Source organism: Microbacterium sp. NPDC012755, assembly GCF_042901325.1.
Classification (GTDB): domain Bacteria; phylum Actinomycetota; class Actinomycetes; order Actinomycetales; family Microbacteriaceae; genus Microbacterium; species Microbacterium natoriense.
In genome coordinates, this window is the sequence record NZ_JBIBCT010000001.1 from 2042450 (window position 1) to 2058050 (window position 15601).

The following is a 15601-nucleotide window of genomic DNA, read 5'->3' on the forward strand; positions in this document are numbered from 1 at the left end:
ACTGAGGACGGGACCGGGCTCCGTCGGCATCGCGGTGATCGGATGCCGGTCGGCCCTGCCGTCATGCCCCCGCGAAGATCTTTTTCGACGAATCTGTGACGTTTCGACTCCGGCATCCGTCCTAGTGGTGTCGCACGATTGCGACCCGCTGCCGGGAACGGCCGCGGACACACGGAGAAGGAGCTCATGATGGCGAATGTGACTGGTGGCACCCAGCCCAAGGCTCAGGTCGTTTCGGCGCCGCAGGCGTCGGCGGCCGGGAAGACGACGATCGAGGATGGCGTGGTCGCGAAGATCGCGGGCATCGCCGCACGCGATGTCAGCGGCGTGTACGCGCTCGGCGGAGGCGCCGCGCGCATGGTTGGGGCCATCCGCGACGCGCTGAACACGACGGATCTCGCGCAGGGCATCAGCGTCGAGGTCGGGGAGACGCAGGTCGCGGTCGACGTCACGATCGTCGCCGAGTACCCCGTCTCGCTGCAGAAGGTGGCCGATGACGTCCGCGCGGCGATCGTGCACGCCATGGTCGAGCTCGTGGGCATGGAGGTCGCCGAGGTCAACGTCACCGTCAACGACGTCCACATCCCCTCCGACGACGACGGCGCCGAGCAGCCGCAGGAGGCGCGAGTCCAGTGAGCACTTCGGTGATCGGCGCCGCCGCAGGGGCAGCGCTCGCGCTGACCTGGGTCGTCCTCGGGTTCTGGGCGTTCGTCCTGGTGGCCGTGGCGATGCTCGTCGGCGCGATCATCGGCCGGATCGTCGACGGGCGGCTCGATGTACGAGCGCTCGCCGATGCGTTCAGGGGACGGCGTTCATCATCATGATGATCGACGATCGCACCGCACCGGCGCCGGGGGGCGCTCCGGGGCGGACGACAGTCAGCGCCCGTGCCCTCGAGCACCTGGCCGTCGGTCTGGCGCGAGACCTCGCACGCGTTCCGCGTCGCGACGTCTCGGTCGCGCTGGCCGACGACCGGGGTTCTCTCCGGGTGTCGGTGACGGTTCCTGTCGCCCTGCAGGGGTCGCGGCGCGAATCCGTCGTCGACAGCGGGGCCGCACTCCGCCACGGGCTGATCAGCGGGATGCAGGAGCTGGCCGGGCGAACCGTGGGGACCGTCGACATCCGCTACTCGGGTGTCAGGAAGATCGCAGAGACGAGGGTCGCATGACCACCGAACAGGCAGCGTATCGGCGCGTGCTGCGCCGGGAGACGCACTCTTCGCGGTCCGTCGCGGCGGTGGTCGCGGCATCCGTCGCGGTCGTGCTGCTGCTCGCCCTGCTCGTCGGAGGCGTGTGGAGTCTGCTCGATCCGCGGTTCAGCGAAGCGGCATCCGCTCGCTTCGCAGAGCTGACATCGCCCGATGCGGGCCGGGTGCCGCTCATCGTCGCGGGAGCGGTGGCCGTCGTCGTCGCGCTGATCCTGCTGCTGCTCGCCGTCCTCCCGGGGCGTCGGGCGCGCAGGGCGCGCACGACAGAGCGGGTCGCCCTCCTCGTCGACGACGGAGTGCTCGCGGATGCGGTGGCGGATGCCGTCGCGGCCCGGTGCGGCATCGACCGCAGACAGGTCTCGGTCACGCTCGCCCGTCGTCGCGTGACGGTGCGGGTGACGCCGACCAGCGGCATCCGCATCGACGAATCCGCCGTCGCGGAGACGGCGGTCGACACCGTGTCCGACCTGGGATTCGTCGTGACGCCGAAGGTCTACATCTCGGAGAGGGGAGTGGTCGCATGACCTCCACCAACAGGGCGCTGAACCGCGCGCTGCTGCTCGTGTTCGGGCTGATCCTCCTCGTTGCGGGAGCGGCTGCGCTCGCGGTCGGCATCGGGGCTCCGCGGCTGAGCCCGTGGCAAGAGCGTGTGACGACGGTCGTCGACGACCTCTCGGCGCGGTTCGGCTCGTGGAGCGTCGACGTGCCAGGGGCGGGGTCCGTTCCGGGGATGCTGCCGGTCGCGCTGGGCATCGCGCTGCTGCTGACGATCCTGCTGATCGTCTTCGTCTTCACACGAGGCGGAGGCAGGACGAGGAACATCCTGCGCGCCGAGGCCGCCGACGGAAGCACCGTCGTCGATCGCAACGTCGCGGAGGCGGTGCTCGCCGGGACTCTGGGGGAACGGCCCGACGTCCTCGCCGCGCGCACCAACGCGTACCTCGTCCGGCGGGCGCGGACGATCGAGCTCGCCGTGACGGTCCAGCGCGGCGCCTCTCTCCGGAGGGTCGTGACCGCCGCCGAATCCGCGGTCGATGACTGGGACGCGCTGCTGGGCACCCGCGGACCGATCCTGCTGCACCTGTCCGATCGGAGCTGGCGCGACGGGCTGAAGCGGCGCACACGCGTGCGCTGAGTACGACGACGAGGAAGGGACGACATGCGCAAGAACATCATCATCGTGGCGATCATCGCCATCGCGGCCTACATCGTGGGCGCGGAGACGGCGAAGGCACGGGGCAAGGACTACGAGGACATCCGGCATCAGCTGGAGCGCCTGTGGACGAACCCCGACGCGCGGAAGTCACGCGCCCGGATGGCCAAGAAGGCGCGCCGGTCGATCCAGGACGCGCAGCGGAAGCTGCAGAAGGCCGTGCGCTGAGGCGCACGGGAGACAAGGACTCGGCCCCGAGATCCGGGGCCGTTCACGGAAGGGAGACGCCATGAGCGCTCAGGACAAGATCAAGGCCGCAGCCGAGAAGGTCGCGGGCAAGGCCAAGGAGACCGTCGGGCACGTCATGAACGACGACAAGCTCGTCGCCGAGGGCAAGGCCGAGCAGGCCAAGGGCGAGATCAGGGACGCCGCGGAGGACGTGAAGGACGCGTTCAAGAAGTAGCGGACCGGGCGGGGCCGACACGGCCCCGCCTCCATCTCATCGAAAGGACACACCATGGGCTTCTTCGGATTCCTCCTCCTCGGACTGATCGCCGGAGCGATCGCGAAACTCCTCATGCCCGGAAAGCAGGCGGGCGGCTGGTTCGTCACGCTCCTGCTCGGCATCGTCGGCGCGATGCTCGGCGGCTGGCTGGGCGGGCTCCTCTTCAACGTGAGCCTCGACTCGTTCTTCTCGCTCTCCACGTGGGTGCTCGCGATCGGCGGTTCGCTCATCGTGTTGCTGATCTACGGATTGCTCGTCGGACGCCGCGCGAAGGCGTGAGGAAGCGGACAGAGTTCGGCGAGGCATGCCCGTCGCAGGGAGATGCTGGGTCCGGGGCGGTGGCGACACCGGCCCGGACCGGCCGACGGTCAGATGGGGGAAGGGCGGGGAATGGACGACAGGCGTTCGGGCAGCGCCCTTGAGCGCGCCGACGACGGCATCGTCGCCGGACGTGCGATGGACGGAGACGTCGCGGCGTTCGCCGTTCTCGTGCGCAGGTACACGCCGATGATGAGGGCGTACACCCAGCGGATGCTGAACGCCTCCGCCGACGTGGATGACATCGTGCAGGACGCGTTCGTGACGGCGTGGCAGCGGCTCCCTGAGCTGGACGAGCCGGTGAAGGTGAAGAGCTGGCTCATGCGGATCGTCAGCCGCAAGGCGGTCGACCGCCTGCGCGCGCAGCGGCCGGTGCTCGACATCGACGACGTCGAGCATCCGGCGCCGTCGCACGCGTCGCCTCCGCGCATCGCCGAGACACGCGCGGAGGTCGAGGCACTCGCCGCCGCACTGCGCGAACTGCCCGACGGACAGCGCGAGTGCTGGGTGCTCCGCGAGATCGGCGGATATTCCTATGACGAGATCGCCGAGGAGCTCGACATTCCCGTCACCACGGCGCGCGGCCTGCTGGCCCGCGCCCGGAAGTACATCATCGTACGGATGGAGGAGTGGCGATGAGCGACGAACACGACGCGCCTGAACTGCGCCGACTCGGGCTGGAACCGGCGGATCTCGACGGTCACACGATCGACGAGCTCACCGACTACCTCGATGCCGATCGGACTCCGGCGAACCCGTCCATCGACGGATCCGCGGGATGCCAGCTCGCCCTCGATGCGCTGGTTCGTCTTCGCGCCTTGACCGGGCAGCTCATCGCTGCCGATGCGGCGGAGGAGCAGGAGGTGGATGACAGCTGGGTGGACCGCATCCTCAGCGGGATCGTCCTGGACGCCCGATCGGGACGACGCGTCCCGATCGCGTCCGAGGTCGGCGGCGCCGACCTCGGAATCACCGAGGGCGCGGTCCGCGGACTCGTGCGCGCGGCGGAGGGCAGCGTCCCCGGCGTGCTCGTCGGCCGGTGCCGGCTCGACGGCGACGCCGAGCAGCCCGGTGCCCCGATCCGGATCGACATCGACGCCAGCGTTCCCTACGGGGAACCCATCCCGAACCTCGTCGAGAGGCTGCGCGCCGAGGTCGCAGACCGGCTGCGACGGCACACCGAGCTCAACGTGGTGGGGATCGACATCACGGTGCGCGACATCCAAGACGTCGCATCCTGGGAAGAGGGGGCAGGCCGATGACGCAGGAGCAGGAGCAGCGCATCTCCCTCGCGGGCGAGATCGAGGCCGCGGTGCGGCGGGTTCCGGGCGTGCAGAGCGTGTACCGCTCCGGATCTCTCGCGTCCAACCTCGTCGGCCGCGCGGCGGAGGCCCTGGGGCTGCGCGACGGAGACGAGCCGCTCGTCGTCGTGGACCGAGACGGAGACCGGTTGGGCGTCGAGGTCTCGATCGCCGTCGAGGTCGCCGCGAGCGCCGCAGTCACCGTACGCGCGGTGCACGCGGCGGTCGCGGCGATGCTCGAGGCGGAGGGGCTGGAGGCGTCGGGTATCCGGCTCACCGTCGTGCACGTGCACGAGTAGTCGCGGCTCCCGCCGTCAGCGCGGCGTGCGCCGAGAGGCCTGGGGGAGGGGGATCGCGCCCGTGCGGCGTCGGATCTCCTCGGCGACGGTGATCGCGTCGCCCTCGGGGGCGTCGGACTTCCCGTCGGGGCGAGCGATGAGAAGGTACGCGATTCCCGTGACCACGACGACGCCGAGCCCGATCAGGACGATCCAGTCGGTGACGACGTTGCCGGAGGAGCCGGGGAGCGCGAGGAGCACCATCGCGAACACGCCGTAGGCGAGGGCGAGGGCATTGACGACGATTCCCCAGGCACCCAGCGAGAAGGGACCGGCCGGTCGCCATCCGCGCAGACGCTGGCGCAGGGCGCCGAGCACGACCATCTGGAATGCGACGTAGATGCCGAGCACGGCGAACGCGGTGACGGCCACCAGCAGGTCCGGATTGATCCACACGAGCACCGCGATGATCGCCGGAATCGTGCAGGCGACGATCAGCGCGTTGGTCGGCACCTTGTTCCGGGGCGAGATCTTCGACAGCCAGCGGTGGCCCGGCAGCATCCCGTCGCGTGCGAAGGAGAACAGGAGGCGGCTGGCGGCGGCCTGGAGGCTGAGCACGCAGGAGATGAAGGCGGTGACGGCGATGACGAGGAAGATCTTGGCGCCCACGGTTCCGAGTGCGGATTCGAGGATGCCGGGGATCGGATCGGCGTTCTCGCCGGCGACGATGGCCTGCAGATCGGGAGCCGCGAGCACATAGCCGACGAACGAGAACAGGGCGGAGACGCCTCCGACGAGGATCGTCAGCACCATCGCGCGCGGGATGCGACGGGCGGGCTGGGACACCTCCTCCGCGACGTCGCCGCAGGCCTCGAACCCGTAGAACAGGAACAGCCCGGCGAGCGCGGCTCCGAAGAACGCGGTCGTGTAGCTGCCGTCGCCCTCGACTCCCATCGTGTCGAAGAAGACGCTGAACTCCTGCTTGCGCTGGAACAGCAGGAGGTACAGGCCCACTCCGATGACGCCGGCGAGTTCGGCGGCGAGCCCGATGCGGGCGACGCGTCCCAGCCACTTGGTTCCGGAGAAGTTGATGAGCAGAGCGAGAAGCAGCAGCGCGAGCGTGAGCAGCAGCGTCGTCGTGGGGGTCGGCTCCAGACCGAACAGGCTCGCGGTGAATCCGGAGCCGAACTCGGCGACCGCCGTCACCGTGACGATCATCGCCCAGATGTAGACCCACGCGGCCATCCAGGCGTATCGGCGCCCCCACAGTCGACGCGCCCAGGGGTAGATGCCGCCGTGGATCGGATACTGCGAGACGACCTCTCCGAACACGAGGGACACGAGGAGCTGGCCCGCGCCGACGATGAAGATCCACCACACCGACGGCGGACCTCCGACGCTCAAGGCGAGGGCGAAGAGCGAGTACACGCCCACGAGCGGGGACAGGTAGGTGAATCCGAGGGCGAAGTTGGCCCAGAGGCTCATCGACCGGTCGAAGGTGTCGTCGTATCCGAGGACTTTGAGGTGCTCGCCGTCAGCGAGAGCCGACGGGGTCGTGGGACGGGTGTTCATCTGCGGCCTTCCGATCATCATTGAACGAGTGGCTCGACCTCGTGGATCGATTCCGATGGGCAGGGTGCGAGTTAAAGATCCTGTTGTAGATATTTAGCACACTTCCGTTCGGATGGCGGCAACTTTCTCACCGCACCCGTCCCCTCGGCAGGGCTCTTCGCGGATCGCCGCAGGCCGACGACGATCGCCTGCGGGCGGGCGGTGCGCTCATCGCGAGGGAGATCGCGACCGCACCGCCCACCCGTGCTCGCGGCGTCAGGCCGCGGCGCGCAGTCCGTCGACGAGCGGCGTCGTCGGCCGGCCGATGAGGCGCGCGAGCGTGCCGTCCGTGTCGGCGAGCGCACCGTCGCGGATGCCGGCGTCGAGCGCGGCCACGAACCCTGCGGTGCCCTCGTCGAGACCCGCGGCGCGGAGTGCGGCGACCTGCTCGTCGGCGTCGAGACGCACGTACGAGACCTCGCGGCCGGTGATCTCGGCGAATGCCGCAGCCAGCTCGTCGTAGTTCCACGCGACGTCGCCGCCGAGCTCGTAGACCTGGCCGAGGTGGCCGTCTTCGAGGAGGACGACGGCCGCGGCATCCGCGAAGTCCTTGCGGCTGGCCGATGCCACCCGGCCGTCGCCGACGCCGGCGGCGAGCACGCCGCTCTCCGCCGCGGTGGCGAGGTCGCGCACGTAGTTCTCGGTGTACCAGTTGTTGCGCAGGATCACCGACGGAAGACCGGACGCGGCGATCGCCTCCTCCGTGGCCTTGTGCTCGGGTGCCAGGATCAGATCGGTCGTGGTGGCCTTCGGGGCGCTGGTGTAGACGAACTTCGTCACCCCCGCGGCGGCGGCGGCGTCGATCACGGCCTTGTGCTGCGCGAAGCGCTGGCCGACTTCGGAGCTGGAGACCAGGACCACCGAGTCGACGCCGTCGAGGGCGGCGGAGACGGACGCGGGGTCGGTGTAGTCGAGGTGCACGGCGCGGACGCCGAGGTCGGCGGCCTTCGCGACGTCGCGCGCTCCGGCGACGATCTGATCGGCGGACGCACCGCGCTCGATCAGGCTCTCGATGATCAGGCGGCCGAGGTTCCCGGTGGCTCCGGTGACGAGGATGGTCATGGGGTGTCCTTTCGTAGGTGACACCAGCCACAACCCGCTCGGGAAGGCCTTACATTCCAAAGTGTGGGTACCCACTTTGAAGTAAGGTACCTACATGACGGTGAGTTTTGCGCAGATAAAGGGATCGTCTCCCATGCTCTTCGACCCCGGTTGCAGCACGCGGGTCATCCTCGACCACGTCATGAGCAAGTGGGGCGTGCTGGTGCTCTCCTGCCTCTCCGACGGGACGCGCCGCTGGGGTGAGCTGCGTCGAGAGGTCGGCGGCATCAGCGAGAAGATGCTGGCCTCCACTCTGCGCACCCTCGCCGAGGACGGCATCGTGCACCGGGAGTCCCTGCCGGCGGTCCCTCCGCACGTCGAGTACAGCCTCACTCCGCTGGGGCGTGACCTGATGGAGAGGATGCTCCCTCTGGTCGCCTGGGTGGCTGAGCACTCCGATGGGATGCTCGGACGGGACTGAACCTTCGGATTCTGTTGTTTGGTACCACTGTGAAGACGGATTCCATTGGTATCCGTAGGTGGTTGACCCGAAAACAGTAGGTGCCCTACTATCTGAACATGTCAACGACGCCAATCCATCTGGAACGACCCGACGGCAAGGGGCTGGCAGCGGGGACACTGGGGCTCTGGGGATCGACCGTCATCGGCCTGGCATCCACGGCACCCGTGTACTCGCTGGTCGCCTCGCTCGGCTGGGTGGTCATCGCCGTCGGCGCGCAGGCGCCCATCGCCTTCGTGCTCGCCTTCGTGCCGATGCTGCTCATCGCCTTCGCGTACCGCGAGCTCAACAACGCCGTGCCCGACTGCGGCACCACCTTCACGTGGGGCACCAAGGCCTTCGGCCCGTGGGTGGGCTGGATGGGTGGCTGGGGCGTCGCGGTGGCCGGCATGGTGGTGCTCGCCAATCTCGCGCAGATCGCGTCGGTCTACTTCTGGTCATTGATCGGCGTCGACCTGGAGAACAACGACTGGCGCGTGATCGTCGTCGCCGTGCTCTTCATCGCCGCCATGACCTGGGTCAGCTGGCGCGGGGTCGAGATCGGCGAGCGCATCCAGAACGTCCTGCTCGGCATCCAGTACCTCGCTCTCGTCGTCTTCATTGTCGCCGTCTTCTGGCAGATCGTCAGCGGCAACGCCCCCGACGCCATCGACTTCTCGTGGGAGTGGATGAACCCGTTCGCCTTCACCTCGTGGTCGGGCTTCACCGAGGCGATCCTGCTCGCGCTGTTCATCTACTGGGGGTGGGACACCTGCCTCGCTCTGAACGAGGAGACCAAGGACCCCAAGCGGATCCCCGGTCGCGCCGCTGTGCTCACCTGCGTCATCCTGCTCTTCACCTACGTCGCCGTGACGATCGCCGCCATGATGTACGCGGGACTCGGCGAGACGGGCACGGGCCTGGGCAACGAGGCGAACGCCGACGACTTCTTCCTCGGCATCAAGGACGGCCTGCTGGGCCCGTTCGGCTGGGTGCTGGTCGTCGCGGTCATCATCTCGGCCATCTCGTCCACGCAGACGACGATCCTCCCGACCGCCCGCGGCACCCTCGCGATGGGCGTGTACCGTGCGCTGCCGGCGAAGTTCAAGGACGTGCACCCGACCTTCAAGACCCCGTCGTTCTCGACCATCATCATGGGCATCGTCGCGATCGCGTACTACGTCGGGATGACGCTCATCAGCGACAACATCCTGCAGGACTCGATCCTCTCGCTCGGCCTCGCGATCGCCTTCTACTACTCGATCACCGGGTTCGCGTGCGTCTGGTACTTCCGCAAGGACCTCATGCGCTCGCCGCGTGACTTCTTCTTCAAGGGGCTGTTCCCGCTGCTGGGCGGACTCATGCTGGCCGCGGCCTTCGTGCAGTCGGCGATCGACATGTGGGACGTGGACTACGGCAACACCGTGCTCCTCGGCATCGGCGGCACGTTCGTCGTCGGTATCGGCTCGCTGGCGATCGGCATCGTGCTGATGTTCATCTGGTTCCTCTTCCCGCGGTCGAAGCGGTTCTTCCGCGGCGAGAGCCTGAACATGGAGACCGAGGTCATGGTGCCCGACGAGCCGGGCGACTTCATCCGCTCGATCGACGGCGGCATCTGATGGCGGTCGCCACCGCCGACCTGTACGACGAGCTCGGCGACGGCATCCAGTCGCTTCCGCTGCAGCTGCGCTCCTTCGGCCGGCGGCGGGCGTTCGACGGCCCCATCCGCACGGTGCGCTGCCTCGAGGACAACGCCCTCGTGAAGTCCCTCCTGGCCACGCCGGGTGAGGGCGCCGTGCTCGTGATCGACGGGGGAGGATCGCTGAACACCGCACTGATGGGCGATCTGATCGCCGCGTCGGCCGTTAAGAACGGATGGGCGGGGGTCGTGATCAACGGCGGCATCCGCGACAGCGTCGCGATCGACGGGCTCGACCTCGGAGTGAAGGCACTCGGCACCAACCCGCGCAAGAGCGCGAAGCTCGGCGCGGGCGAGGTCGACGTCACCGTCTCGTTCGGCGGCGTGGAGTTCGCGGTGGGCGCGCACCTGTACAGCGATGAGGACGGCATCCTGGTCGAGCGCCTGTCCTAGTCTTGATGAGTGCGCATCCGGCTCGACATCGCTTACGACGGCACCCACTTCCGCGGGTGGGCCAAGCAGCCGGGCCTGCGCACCGTGCAGGGCACGCTGGAAGACGCACTGGCCCGCATCGTCGGCTCTCCGGTGCAGTTCGTGGTCGCCGGGCGGACGGATGCCGGCGTGCACGCCTCCGGCCAGGTCGTCCACGTCGACCTCGACGATGAGCAGTGGTCGCGCGTCGAGTCGCGGCACGGGAAGGCGGCGCACGATCCAGCCGGCTCCCTCGCCGGTCGCATACGCGGTGTGCTCGGCGCCTACCCGGACGTCACGGTGACCCGCTCCTCGCCGGCGCCCGAGGGCTTCGACGCCCGCTTCTCCGCGGTGTGGCGGCGGTATCGATACCGGCTCGCCGACGAGGCCTCCGGCTACGATCCGCTGCGCCGGCTGAACACGACCACCCATCGAGGCGTCCTGGACGAGCAGGCGATGGATGCCGCAGCGCAGACGCTGATCGGCCTCCACGACTTCGCGGCGTACTGCAAGCCCCGCGAAGAGGCCACGACGATCCGCACCCTTCTCGAGTACCGCTGGGCGCGGGATGCCGACGGCGTGCTCGTCGCGGAGCTCAAGGCGGACGCGTTCTGCCACAGCATGGTGCGCGCCCTCGTCGGAGCGTGCGCCGCGGTCGGCGAGGGACGACTCGACGTGGCGGATGTGGCCGTGCTACGCGACGCCCTCGCCAGGACGAGTGAGTTCAAGGTGCTCGCCGCGCGCGGCCTGACCCTCACCGAGGTCGGCTATCCGGCCGACGAGCAGCTGTCGACGCGGGCCGAGCAGACGCGCGCGCGCCGCACGTCCGACGACTGACGGGGCTCCGTTGCGGCTGTCCTTCCCCCAAAGAAGTCCAGCCGCAACGGACGTTCACCCGAAGGCCCCAGCCGTCTGACGGTGATGACGGGCCGCCGCTCTGAGGGGAGGCGAGCGCGAATCCGTATGCTGACTGTAGACGAGGCTCCTTCACACGACGGCAGGGAGAACTGTGACGGATCGGACATCGGCGTTCGCGGCCGCACTGCGCGTCGCGATCTCTGAACGCGGCATGACGCTCGCGCGTCTGCAGGCGCTGCTGAACGACGACGGCAACCCGGTGTCGATGGCGACGCTGAGCTACTGGCGATCGGGGGCGCGGCAACCGGAGGGCGCGCAGTCGCTGAGCGTCGTCGAGGGCATCGAGGATCGCCTCGCCCTCGACCGCGGCCACCTGACGAGCCTGCTCGGGCCCTCGGCGCGGCTCGGGACGGTGGCGCCCCCGAAGCTCCCCTTCGACGAGGAGAGGGTGCAGCGCGAGGCGGAGGAGACCCTCGTCGCGCTGCGGTCGGCTCCTCAGGACTCGCTGCGGGATCTGTCCACCCAGTACGTCGCGCACGTCGGTCGCGACGGAGCCGTCGAGCGCGTGGTCACGAGGGCGCTCGTGCAGTCGACCAAGGGCACGATCACCGAGATCCCCCTCATCGACGCGACCCCGGTCGAGAGCGACGTCATGTCGGTGTTCTCCGACGTCATCGGCGGTCGGGTCGACCGCGAATACCTGCATCCGGGGCGTCTCCTCTCCGGGGTGGTGATCGCCCTCGACGAGCCCATCACGACGGGCGGCACGACGCTCATCGAGTTCACCGAGACCTATCCGCCAGGGCATCCGCCACGGCAGTCCGTCTGGCACGCGACGTCGAGGGCCGCGAGGGAGACGCTGATCTGGGTGCGCTTCCATCCGGATGCCGTGCCGAGCTGGTGCGAGGAGTTCCTCGAGACGGAGGAGGAGTACGCGTCCACGGCGCGTGCGGTGAGGTCGGGGTCGGTGCACCTCGCCAGGCACGGCTTCGGTCCGGGGATGCTCGGCATCCGCTGGGGCTATGACAGGTGATTCATCGCGACCGCTCAGCACCGACGGGTAGCGTGTGAGTGTCATGAAGGTCATCTCGTACAACCTCCAGAAGCATCGCGCCGCGAGCGAGCTCGTCGAGCTGGTCGGCGTGCACGATCCCGACGTCCTCTGCCTGCAGGAGTGCGATGTGCAGGAGCTTCCCGAGCGCATCGGAGACCTCGTGCTCGCCGAGGCGACCCAGGGCAATCGCCTTGGCCTCGCCCTGTATTACCGCGCGAGCACGTTCCGGGTGCTGGGCGTGAAGACCCTCGAGCTGAAGAAGTCGCTGCACGACCGGATCGCGAAGCCCGCCCACGAGAGGGTTCTCGGGGTGAGACTGCTCGAGATCGACGAGGGACGCGAGCTGATCGTGGCGTCCTTCCATGCGGCACCGCTCACCGCGCTGAACTCACTGCGGAGGCATCAGATCCGCGCCGCGCTCACCCAGCTCGCCGCGCTCGGCGCCGGACTCCCGCAGCTCATGGTCGGCGACTACAACTACCCCGTGTTCAAGGAGAACCTCGGCGACGCCGTGCGTGAGCACGGCTACGCGCTCACGCTCAGCGACGATCACACGTACACGCGGTATCGCGTGTTCCGCGGGCACTACGACTTCGCGACCTCTTCGGGGTTCGAGATCGAACGCGTCACGACCCTGCCTCAGGGCATGAGCGACCATCGCCCGATCCTGGTGACCGCTCGACTCGACTGATTCATGCGGCCCCGACCCGGAACGTCGAGCGGTGCGCCGCCGGGCTGACGCCAAGGCGCTGGCGGAAGTGCAGGCGCAGCGACACCGCGCTTCCGAATCCGGCGAGCTCAGCGATGCGGTCGACCGACTCGTCCGAGCTCTCGAGCAGGGTGCGGGCGGCATCCACCCGCTGATCAAGCAGCCACTGCTGCGGGCTCGTGCCCGTGCGCTCGCGGAACCGCCGCGTGAACGTCCTCCGCGAGAGGTGCACGGCCTCCGCCCACTCGTCGAGATCGAAGACCTCGGTGAGGCGGGCGCGCGCCCAGATCATCGCGCGTCCGATCGGGTCGTCCGCGGAGGCCGCGACCACCGGTGCCGGGATGTACTGCGCTTGCGAGCCGGTGCGGTGCGGCGCCAGCACGAGCGCCCTCGCCAGGGCGGTCGCGGCTGTGGCGCCGTGGTCGGAGCGCACGATGTGCAGGCAGCAGTCCAGGGCGGCTGCGGCGCCGGCCGACGTGATGACGTCGCCCAGGTCGGTCCACAGCACGTCGTCGCGGACCTCGACCTGCGGCTGCTCCGAGGTGAGTCTCGCCGCGGCGGCCCAGTGCGTGGAGACCTCCCGGCCGTCGGCGATGCCGGATGCCGACACGACGAACGTCCCGAGGCAGAGCCCCACCACCCTGGCGCCGCGGGCGTGGGCTGACGTGACGGCGTCGAGAAGGGCGGGGGAGGGCGTCATGCCCTCGCGCCAGCTCGGGATGACGACGAGGTCGGCGACGGCCATCGTCTCCAGCCCCGCGTCCACCTGGATCGCGTACCCCGCACCGGTGGGCATGGACCCTGGGTGCTCCGCGCACACGGTGACGTCGTAGAGGCCCTCGACGCCGTCGAGCCCCGCGCCGCCGAACACGAGCGTCGGCACCGACAGGTGGAAGGGGCTGATCTGCGGGAATGCGAGCACCGCGACGGTCCGTCTCCTCATGGCCTGATCCTATCGAAGAGATTCCTCAAGGCCACTGGATCGACCGCGACGGATGCCGAAGACTGATGCCATGACACAGATCCCAGCCCTTCTGATCGGCGGCCCGACGCTCCACTTCACCTATGCGGGACTCTCGATCCTCACGGACCCGACGTTCGACGAGCCCGGCGCGTACCCCGGTCCGATCACGCTGCACAAGCTCGTCGGCCCCGCGGTCGCCGCCGCGGATCTCGGCCCCGTCGACGTGGTGCTGCTCTCCCACGACCAGCACGAGGACAATCTGGACTCCGCGGGGCGCGCGCTGCTCGCCGAGGTCCCCCTGGTGCTCGGCACGCCGGACTCGGCCGAGCGCATCCCGCACGTCACCGGTCTCGACCTGTGGCAGCGGCACCGCGTCGGCGACGCCGTGATCACGGCGGTGCCGGCGCTGCACGGTCCGGAGGGAGCCGAGGCGCTCACCGGCGTCGTCACCGGTTTCGTCCTCGAGGCGGCGGGCGAGCCGACCGTGTACGTGTCGGGAGACAACGCCTCCGTCGCCCTCGTGCGCGAGATCGCCGAGCGCTTCCCGCGCATCGAGGTCGCCGTGCTCTTCACCGGTGCGGCCAACGTCGGCAGGTTCGGCGACGTCGACCTCACCCTCAACGCCCGCACCGCGCTCGAAGCGGCCGAGGCGCTGGCCGGCGCGATCATCGTGCCCGTGCACGCAGAGGGATGGTTCCACTTCTCGGAGACCCGTGAGCGTCTCATCGGCATGTTCGAGCACGCGGGGAGCGCCGGTCGGCTGCGCATCCTCACACCGGGTGAGCGCGTCGCCATCGGCTGAGGCGAGGCGCCTCGCCGACCTCCCTGCCGGAGACGGGATCTCCGGCAGGGAGGCGCGGTTTTGGGGAACCGGCTCCGATGACGTAAGCTGTCACTTTGGTACTCGACTGCCGAGTGCCGCGAACGTGAGCCCTCCACTGGCGTGTTCCTCCCCCTGGGGAGAGAACCACCCCGGAGTGGGATTCACGAACTTCTCCGTTCGAACAAGAAAGCAGCACTATCGTGACGCGCACTTACACCCCGAAGGCCGGCGAGGTCCAGCGTGACTGGGTCGTCATCGACGCCACTGACGTCGTTCTCGGCCGTCTGGCTTCGCACGCCGCTACGCTCCTGCGTGGCAAGCACAAGCCGACCTTCGCCAACCACATCGACTCGGGTGACTTCGTCATCATCGTGAACGCCGACAAGGTCGCGCTCACCGGTCAGAAGCTCCAGAAGAAGCTGGCTTACCGCCACTCGGGTTACCCGGGCGGCCTGAAGTCGGTCACCTACGCCGAGCTCCTCGAGAAGAACCCGGTCCGCGCTGTGGAGAAGGCCATCCGTGGCATGCTCCCCAAGAACAGCCTGGGCCGTCAGCAGCTGTCGAAGCTCAAGGTGTACGTCGGTGCAGAGCACCCGCACGCCGCGCAGCAGCCGACGCCGTACACCCTCGACCAGGTCGCCCAGTAAGCGCCGTAAAGACTTAAGGACATACTCGTGGCTGACATCCAGGACACCACCGAAAACCTCCAGAACTTCTCGACGTCGACTCCCGAGACCGAAGCAGTCGAGGCGGCTCCCCGCCCCGTGCTGAGCGTCCCGGGTGCCGCCGTTGGTCGTCGCAAGCAGGCCATCGCCCGCGTGCGTCTGATCCCCGGCGCCGGCACCATCACGGTCAACGGCCGTACCCTCGAGGACTACTTCCCGAACAAGCTGCACCAGCAGCTGATCAACGACCCGTTCACGGTCCTCAACCTCGCCGGCGGCTACGACGTCATCGCCCGCATCTCCGGTGGTGGCCCCTCGGGTCAGGCCGGTGCGCTCCGCCTCGGCATCGCCCGTGCGCTGAACGAGATCGACGCCGAGAACAACCGCCCGACCCTGAAGAAGGCCGGCTTCCTCTCCCGTGACGCTCGCGTCAAGGAGCGCAAGAAGGCCGGTCTCAAGAAGGCCCGCAAGGCGCCTCAGTACTCGAAGCGTTAAGGTCCATCCG

At 68.9% G+C, this 15601-nt stretch carries 23 protein-coding genes; 20 read left to right on the forward strand and 3 right to left on the reverse strand.

Annotated elements, in window-relative coordinates; translation table 11 throughout:
• Positions 1-189: 189 nt before the first annotated feature.
• The 11 genes from ACFY5A_RS09440 (at position 190) to ACFY5A_RS09490 (ending at position 4783) form a co-directional block, all read left to right on the forward strand.
• Entirely contained in the window at positions 190-636 is a 447-nt protein-coding gene (locus tag ACFY5A_RS09440) for an Asp23/Gls24 family envelope stress response protein (protein WP_105672779.1), read from the forward strand.
• Positions 633-824 (forward strand): DUF2273 domain-containing protein, encoded by a 192-nt coding sequence (locus ACFY5A_RS09445; protein ID WP_105672659.1) that lies wholly within the window; start codon positions 633-635, stop codon positions 822-824. Before ACFY5A_RS09440 ends, ACFY5A_RS09445 begins: the two co-directional genes overlap by 4 nt.
• A complete protein-coding gene (locus tag ACFY5A_RS09450; protein WP_146114254.1) occupies positions 821-1168 on the forward strand; it encodes a hypothetical protein in 348 nt (115 codons plus the stop codon). Before ACFY5A_RS09445 ends, ACFY5A_RS09450 begins: the two co-directional genes overlap by 4 nt.
• On the forward strand, positions 1165-1731 hold the full coding sequence (locus tag ACFY5A_RS09455; protein ID WP_387233450.1) for a hypothetical protein: 567 nt from the start codon (positions 1165-1167) through the stop codon (positions 1729-1731). Before ACFY5A_RS09450 ends, ACFY5A_RS09455 begins: the two co-directional genes overlap by 4 nt.
• Positions 1728-2342: a hypothetical protein gene (locus ACFY5A_RS09460; RefSeq protein WP_387233453.1), complete on the forward strand. Its 615-nt coding sequence runs from the start codon at positions 1728-1730 to the stop codon at positions 2340-2342. The genes ACFY5A_RS09455 and ACFY5A_RS09460 overlap by 4 nt, the downstream gene beginning before the upstream one ends.
• 24 nt (positions 2343-2366) lie before the next feature.
• A complete protein-coding gene (locus ACFY5A_RS09465; protein WP_105672663.1) occupies positions 2367-2588 on the forward strand; it encodes a hypothetical protein in 222 nt (73 codons plus the stop codon).
• Between the two features lie 61 nt (positions 2589-2649).
• A complete protein-coding gene (locus ACFY5A_RS09470; RefSeq protein WP_223586982.1) occupies positions 2650-2823 on the forward strand; it encodes a CsbD family protein in 174 nt (57 codons plus the stop codon).
• 54 nt (positions 2824-2877) lie between these two features.
• On the forward strand, positions 2878-3144 hold the full coding sequence (locus ACFY5A_RS09475; protein ID WP_105672665.1) for a GlsB/YeaQ/YmgE family stress response membrane protein: 267 nt from the start codon (positions 2878-2880) through the stop codon (positions 3142-3144).
• Between the two features lie 111 nt (positions 3145-3255).
• Positions 3256-3822: an RNA polymerase sigma factor gene (locus ACFY5A_RS09480; RefSeq protein ID WP_223586981.1), complete on the forward strand. Its 567-nt coding sequence runs from the start codon at positions 3256-3258 to the stop codon at positions 3820-3822.
• Positions 3819-4445 (forward strand): Asp23/Gls24 family envelope stress response protein, encoded by a 627-nt coding sequence (locus ACFY5A_RS09485; protein ID WP_105672780.1) that lies wholly within the window; start codon positions 3819-3821, stop codon positions 4443-4445. The genes ACFY5A_RS09480 and ACFY5A_RS09485 overlap by 4 nt, the downstream gene beginning before the upstream one ends.
• Positions 4442-4783 carry a hypothetical protein gene (locus ACFY5A_RS09490; protein ID WP_387233458.1) on the forward strand — a complete coding sequence of 114 codons (342 nt, stop codon included), beginning with the start codon at positions 4442-4444 and terminating at the stop codon, positions 4781-4783. Before ACFY5A_RS09485 ends, ACFY5A_RS09490 begins: the two co-directional genes overlap by 4 nt.
• 15 nt (positions 4784-4798) lie before the next feature.
• On the opposite strand, the gene ACFY5A_RS09495 is transcribed toward ACFY5A_RS09490, so the two are convergent.
• The gene (locus tag ACFY5A_RS09495) at positions 4799-6334 is read right to left on the reverse strand and encodes an APC family permease (protein ID WP_387233461.1); all 1536 of its coding nucleotides are present in this window, start codon (positions 6332-6334) and stop codon (positions 4799-4801) included.
• Between the two features lie 255 nt (positions 6335-6589).
• Complete coding sequence (locus tag ACFY5A_RS09500) at positions 6590-7435, reverse strand: SDR family oxidoreductase (RefSeq protein WP_341940056.1); 846 nt, start codon at positions 7433-7435, stop codon at positions 6590-6592.
• Between the two features lie 94 nt (positions 7436-7529).
• On the opposite strand from ACFY5A_RS09500, the gene ACFY5A_RS09505 reads away from it, so the two are divergent.
• The 6 genes from ACFY5A_RS09505 (at position 7530) to ACFY5A_RS09530 (ending at position 12626) form a co-directional block, all read left to right on the forward strand.
• Entirely contained in the window at positions 7530-7895 is a 366-nt protein-coding gene (locus ACFY5A_RS09505) for a helix-turn-helix domain-containing protein (protein WP_223586978.1), read from the forward strand.
• Between the two features lie 98 nt (positions 7896-7993).
• Positions 7994-9532 carry an APC family permease gene (locus tag ACFY5A_RS09510; RefSeq protein ID WP_341940055.1) on the forward strand — a complete coding sequence of 513 codons (1539 nt, stop codon included), beginning with the start codon at positions 7994-7996 and terminating at the stop codon, positions 9530-9532.
• Positions 9532-10005, forward strand: coding sequence for a ribonuclease E activity regulator RraA (rraA, locus tag ACFY5A_RS09515; RefSeq protein ID WP_387233465.1), 474 nt, complete (start codon positions 9532-9534; stop codon positions 10003-10005). Before ACFY5A_RS09510 ends, rraA begins: the two co-directional genes overlap by 1 nt.
• 9 nt (positions 10006-10014) lie before the next feature.
• Positions 10015-10860 (forward strand): tRNA pseudouridine(38-40) synthase TruA, encoded by an 846-nt coding sequence (truA, locus tag ACFY5A_RS09520; protein ID WP_387233468.1) that lies wholly within the window; start codon positions 10015-10017, stop codon positions 10858-10860.
• A 172-nt stretch (positions 10861-11032) separates the two neighbouring features.
• A complete protein-coding gene (locus tag ACFY5A_RS09525) occupies positions 11033-11914 on the forward strand; it encodes a hypothetical protein (protein WP_387233471.1) in 882 nt (293 codons plus the stop codon).
• A 43-nt stretch (positions 11915-11957) separates the two neighbouring features.
• Positions 11958-12626 carry an endonuclease/exonuclease/phosphatase family protein gene (locus ACFY5A_RS09530; RefSeq protein ID WP_105672673.1) on the forward strand — a complete coding sequence of 223 codons (669 nt, stop codon included), beginning with the start codon at positions 11958-11960 and terminating at the stop codon, positions 12624-12626.
• A 1-nt stretch (position 12627) separates the two neighbouring features.
• Here the strand turns inward: ACFY5A_RS09530 and ACFY5A_RS09535 are convergent, their stop codons facing one another.
• Complete coding sequence (locus ACFY5A_RS09535) at positions 12628-13587, reverse strand: helix-turn-helix domain-containing protein (RefSeq protein WP_341940051.1); 960 nt, start codon at positions 13585-13587, stop codon at positions 12628-12630.
• A 70-nt stretch (positions 13588-13657) separates the two neighbouring features.
• Here ACFY5A_RS09535 and ACFY5A_RS09540 point away from each other — a divergent pair, with 70 nt between their 5' ends.
• From ACFY5A_RS09540 to rpsI, 3 genes are all read left to right on the forward strand, one after another.
• The gene (locus ACFY5A_RS09540; RefSeq protein ID WP_387233474.1) at positions 13658-14410 is read left to right on the forward strand and encodes an MBL fold metallo-hydrolase; all 753 of its coding nucleotides are present in this window, start codon (positions 13658-13660) and stop codon (positions 14408-14410) included.
• Between the two features lie 221 nt (positions 14411-14631).
• Positions 14632-15078: a 50S ribosomal protein L13 gene (gene rplM / locus ACFY5A_RS09545; protein WP_105672676.1), complete on the forward strand. Its 447-nt coding sequence runs from the start codon at positions 14632-14634 to the stop codon at positions 15076-15078.
• Between the two features lie 27 nt (positions 15079-15105).
• Complete coding sequence (rpsI, locus tag ACFY5A_RS09550) at positions 15106-15591, forward strand: 30S ribosomal protein S9 (protein WP_105672677.1); 486 nt, start codon at positions 15106-15108, stop codon at positions 15589-15591.
• Positions 15592-15601: the final 10 nt, after the last annotated feature.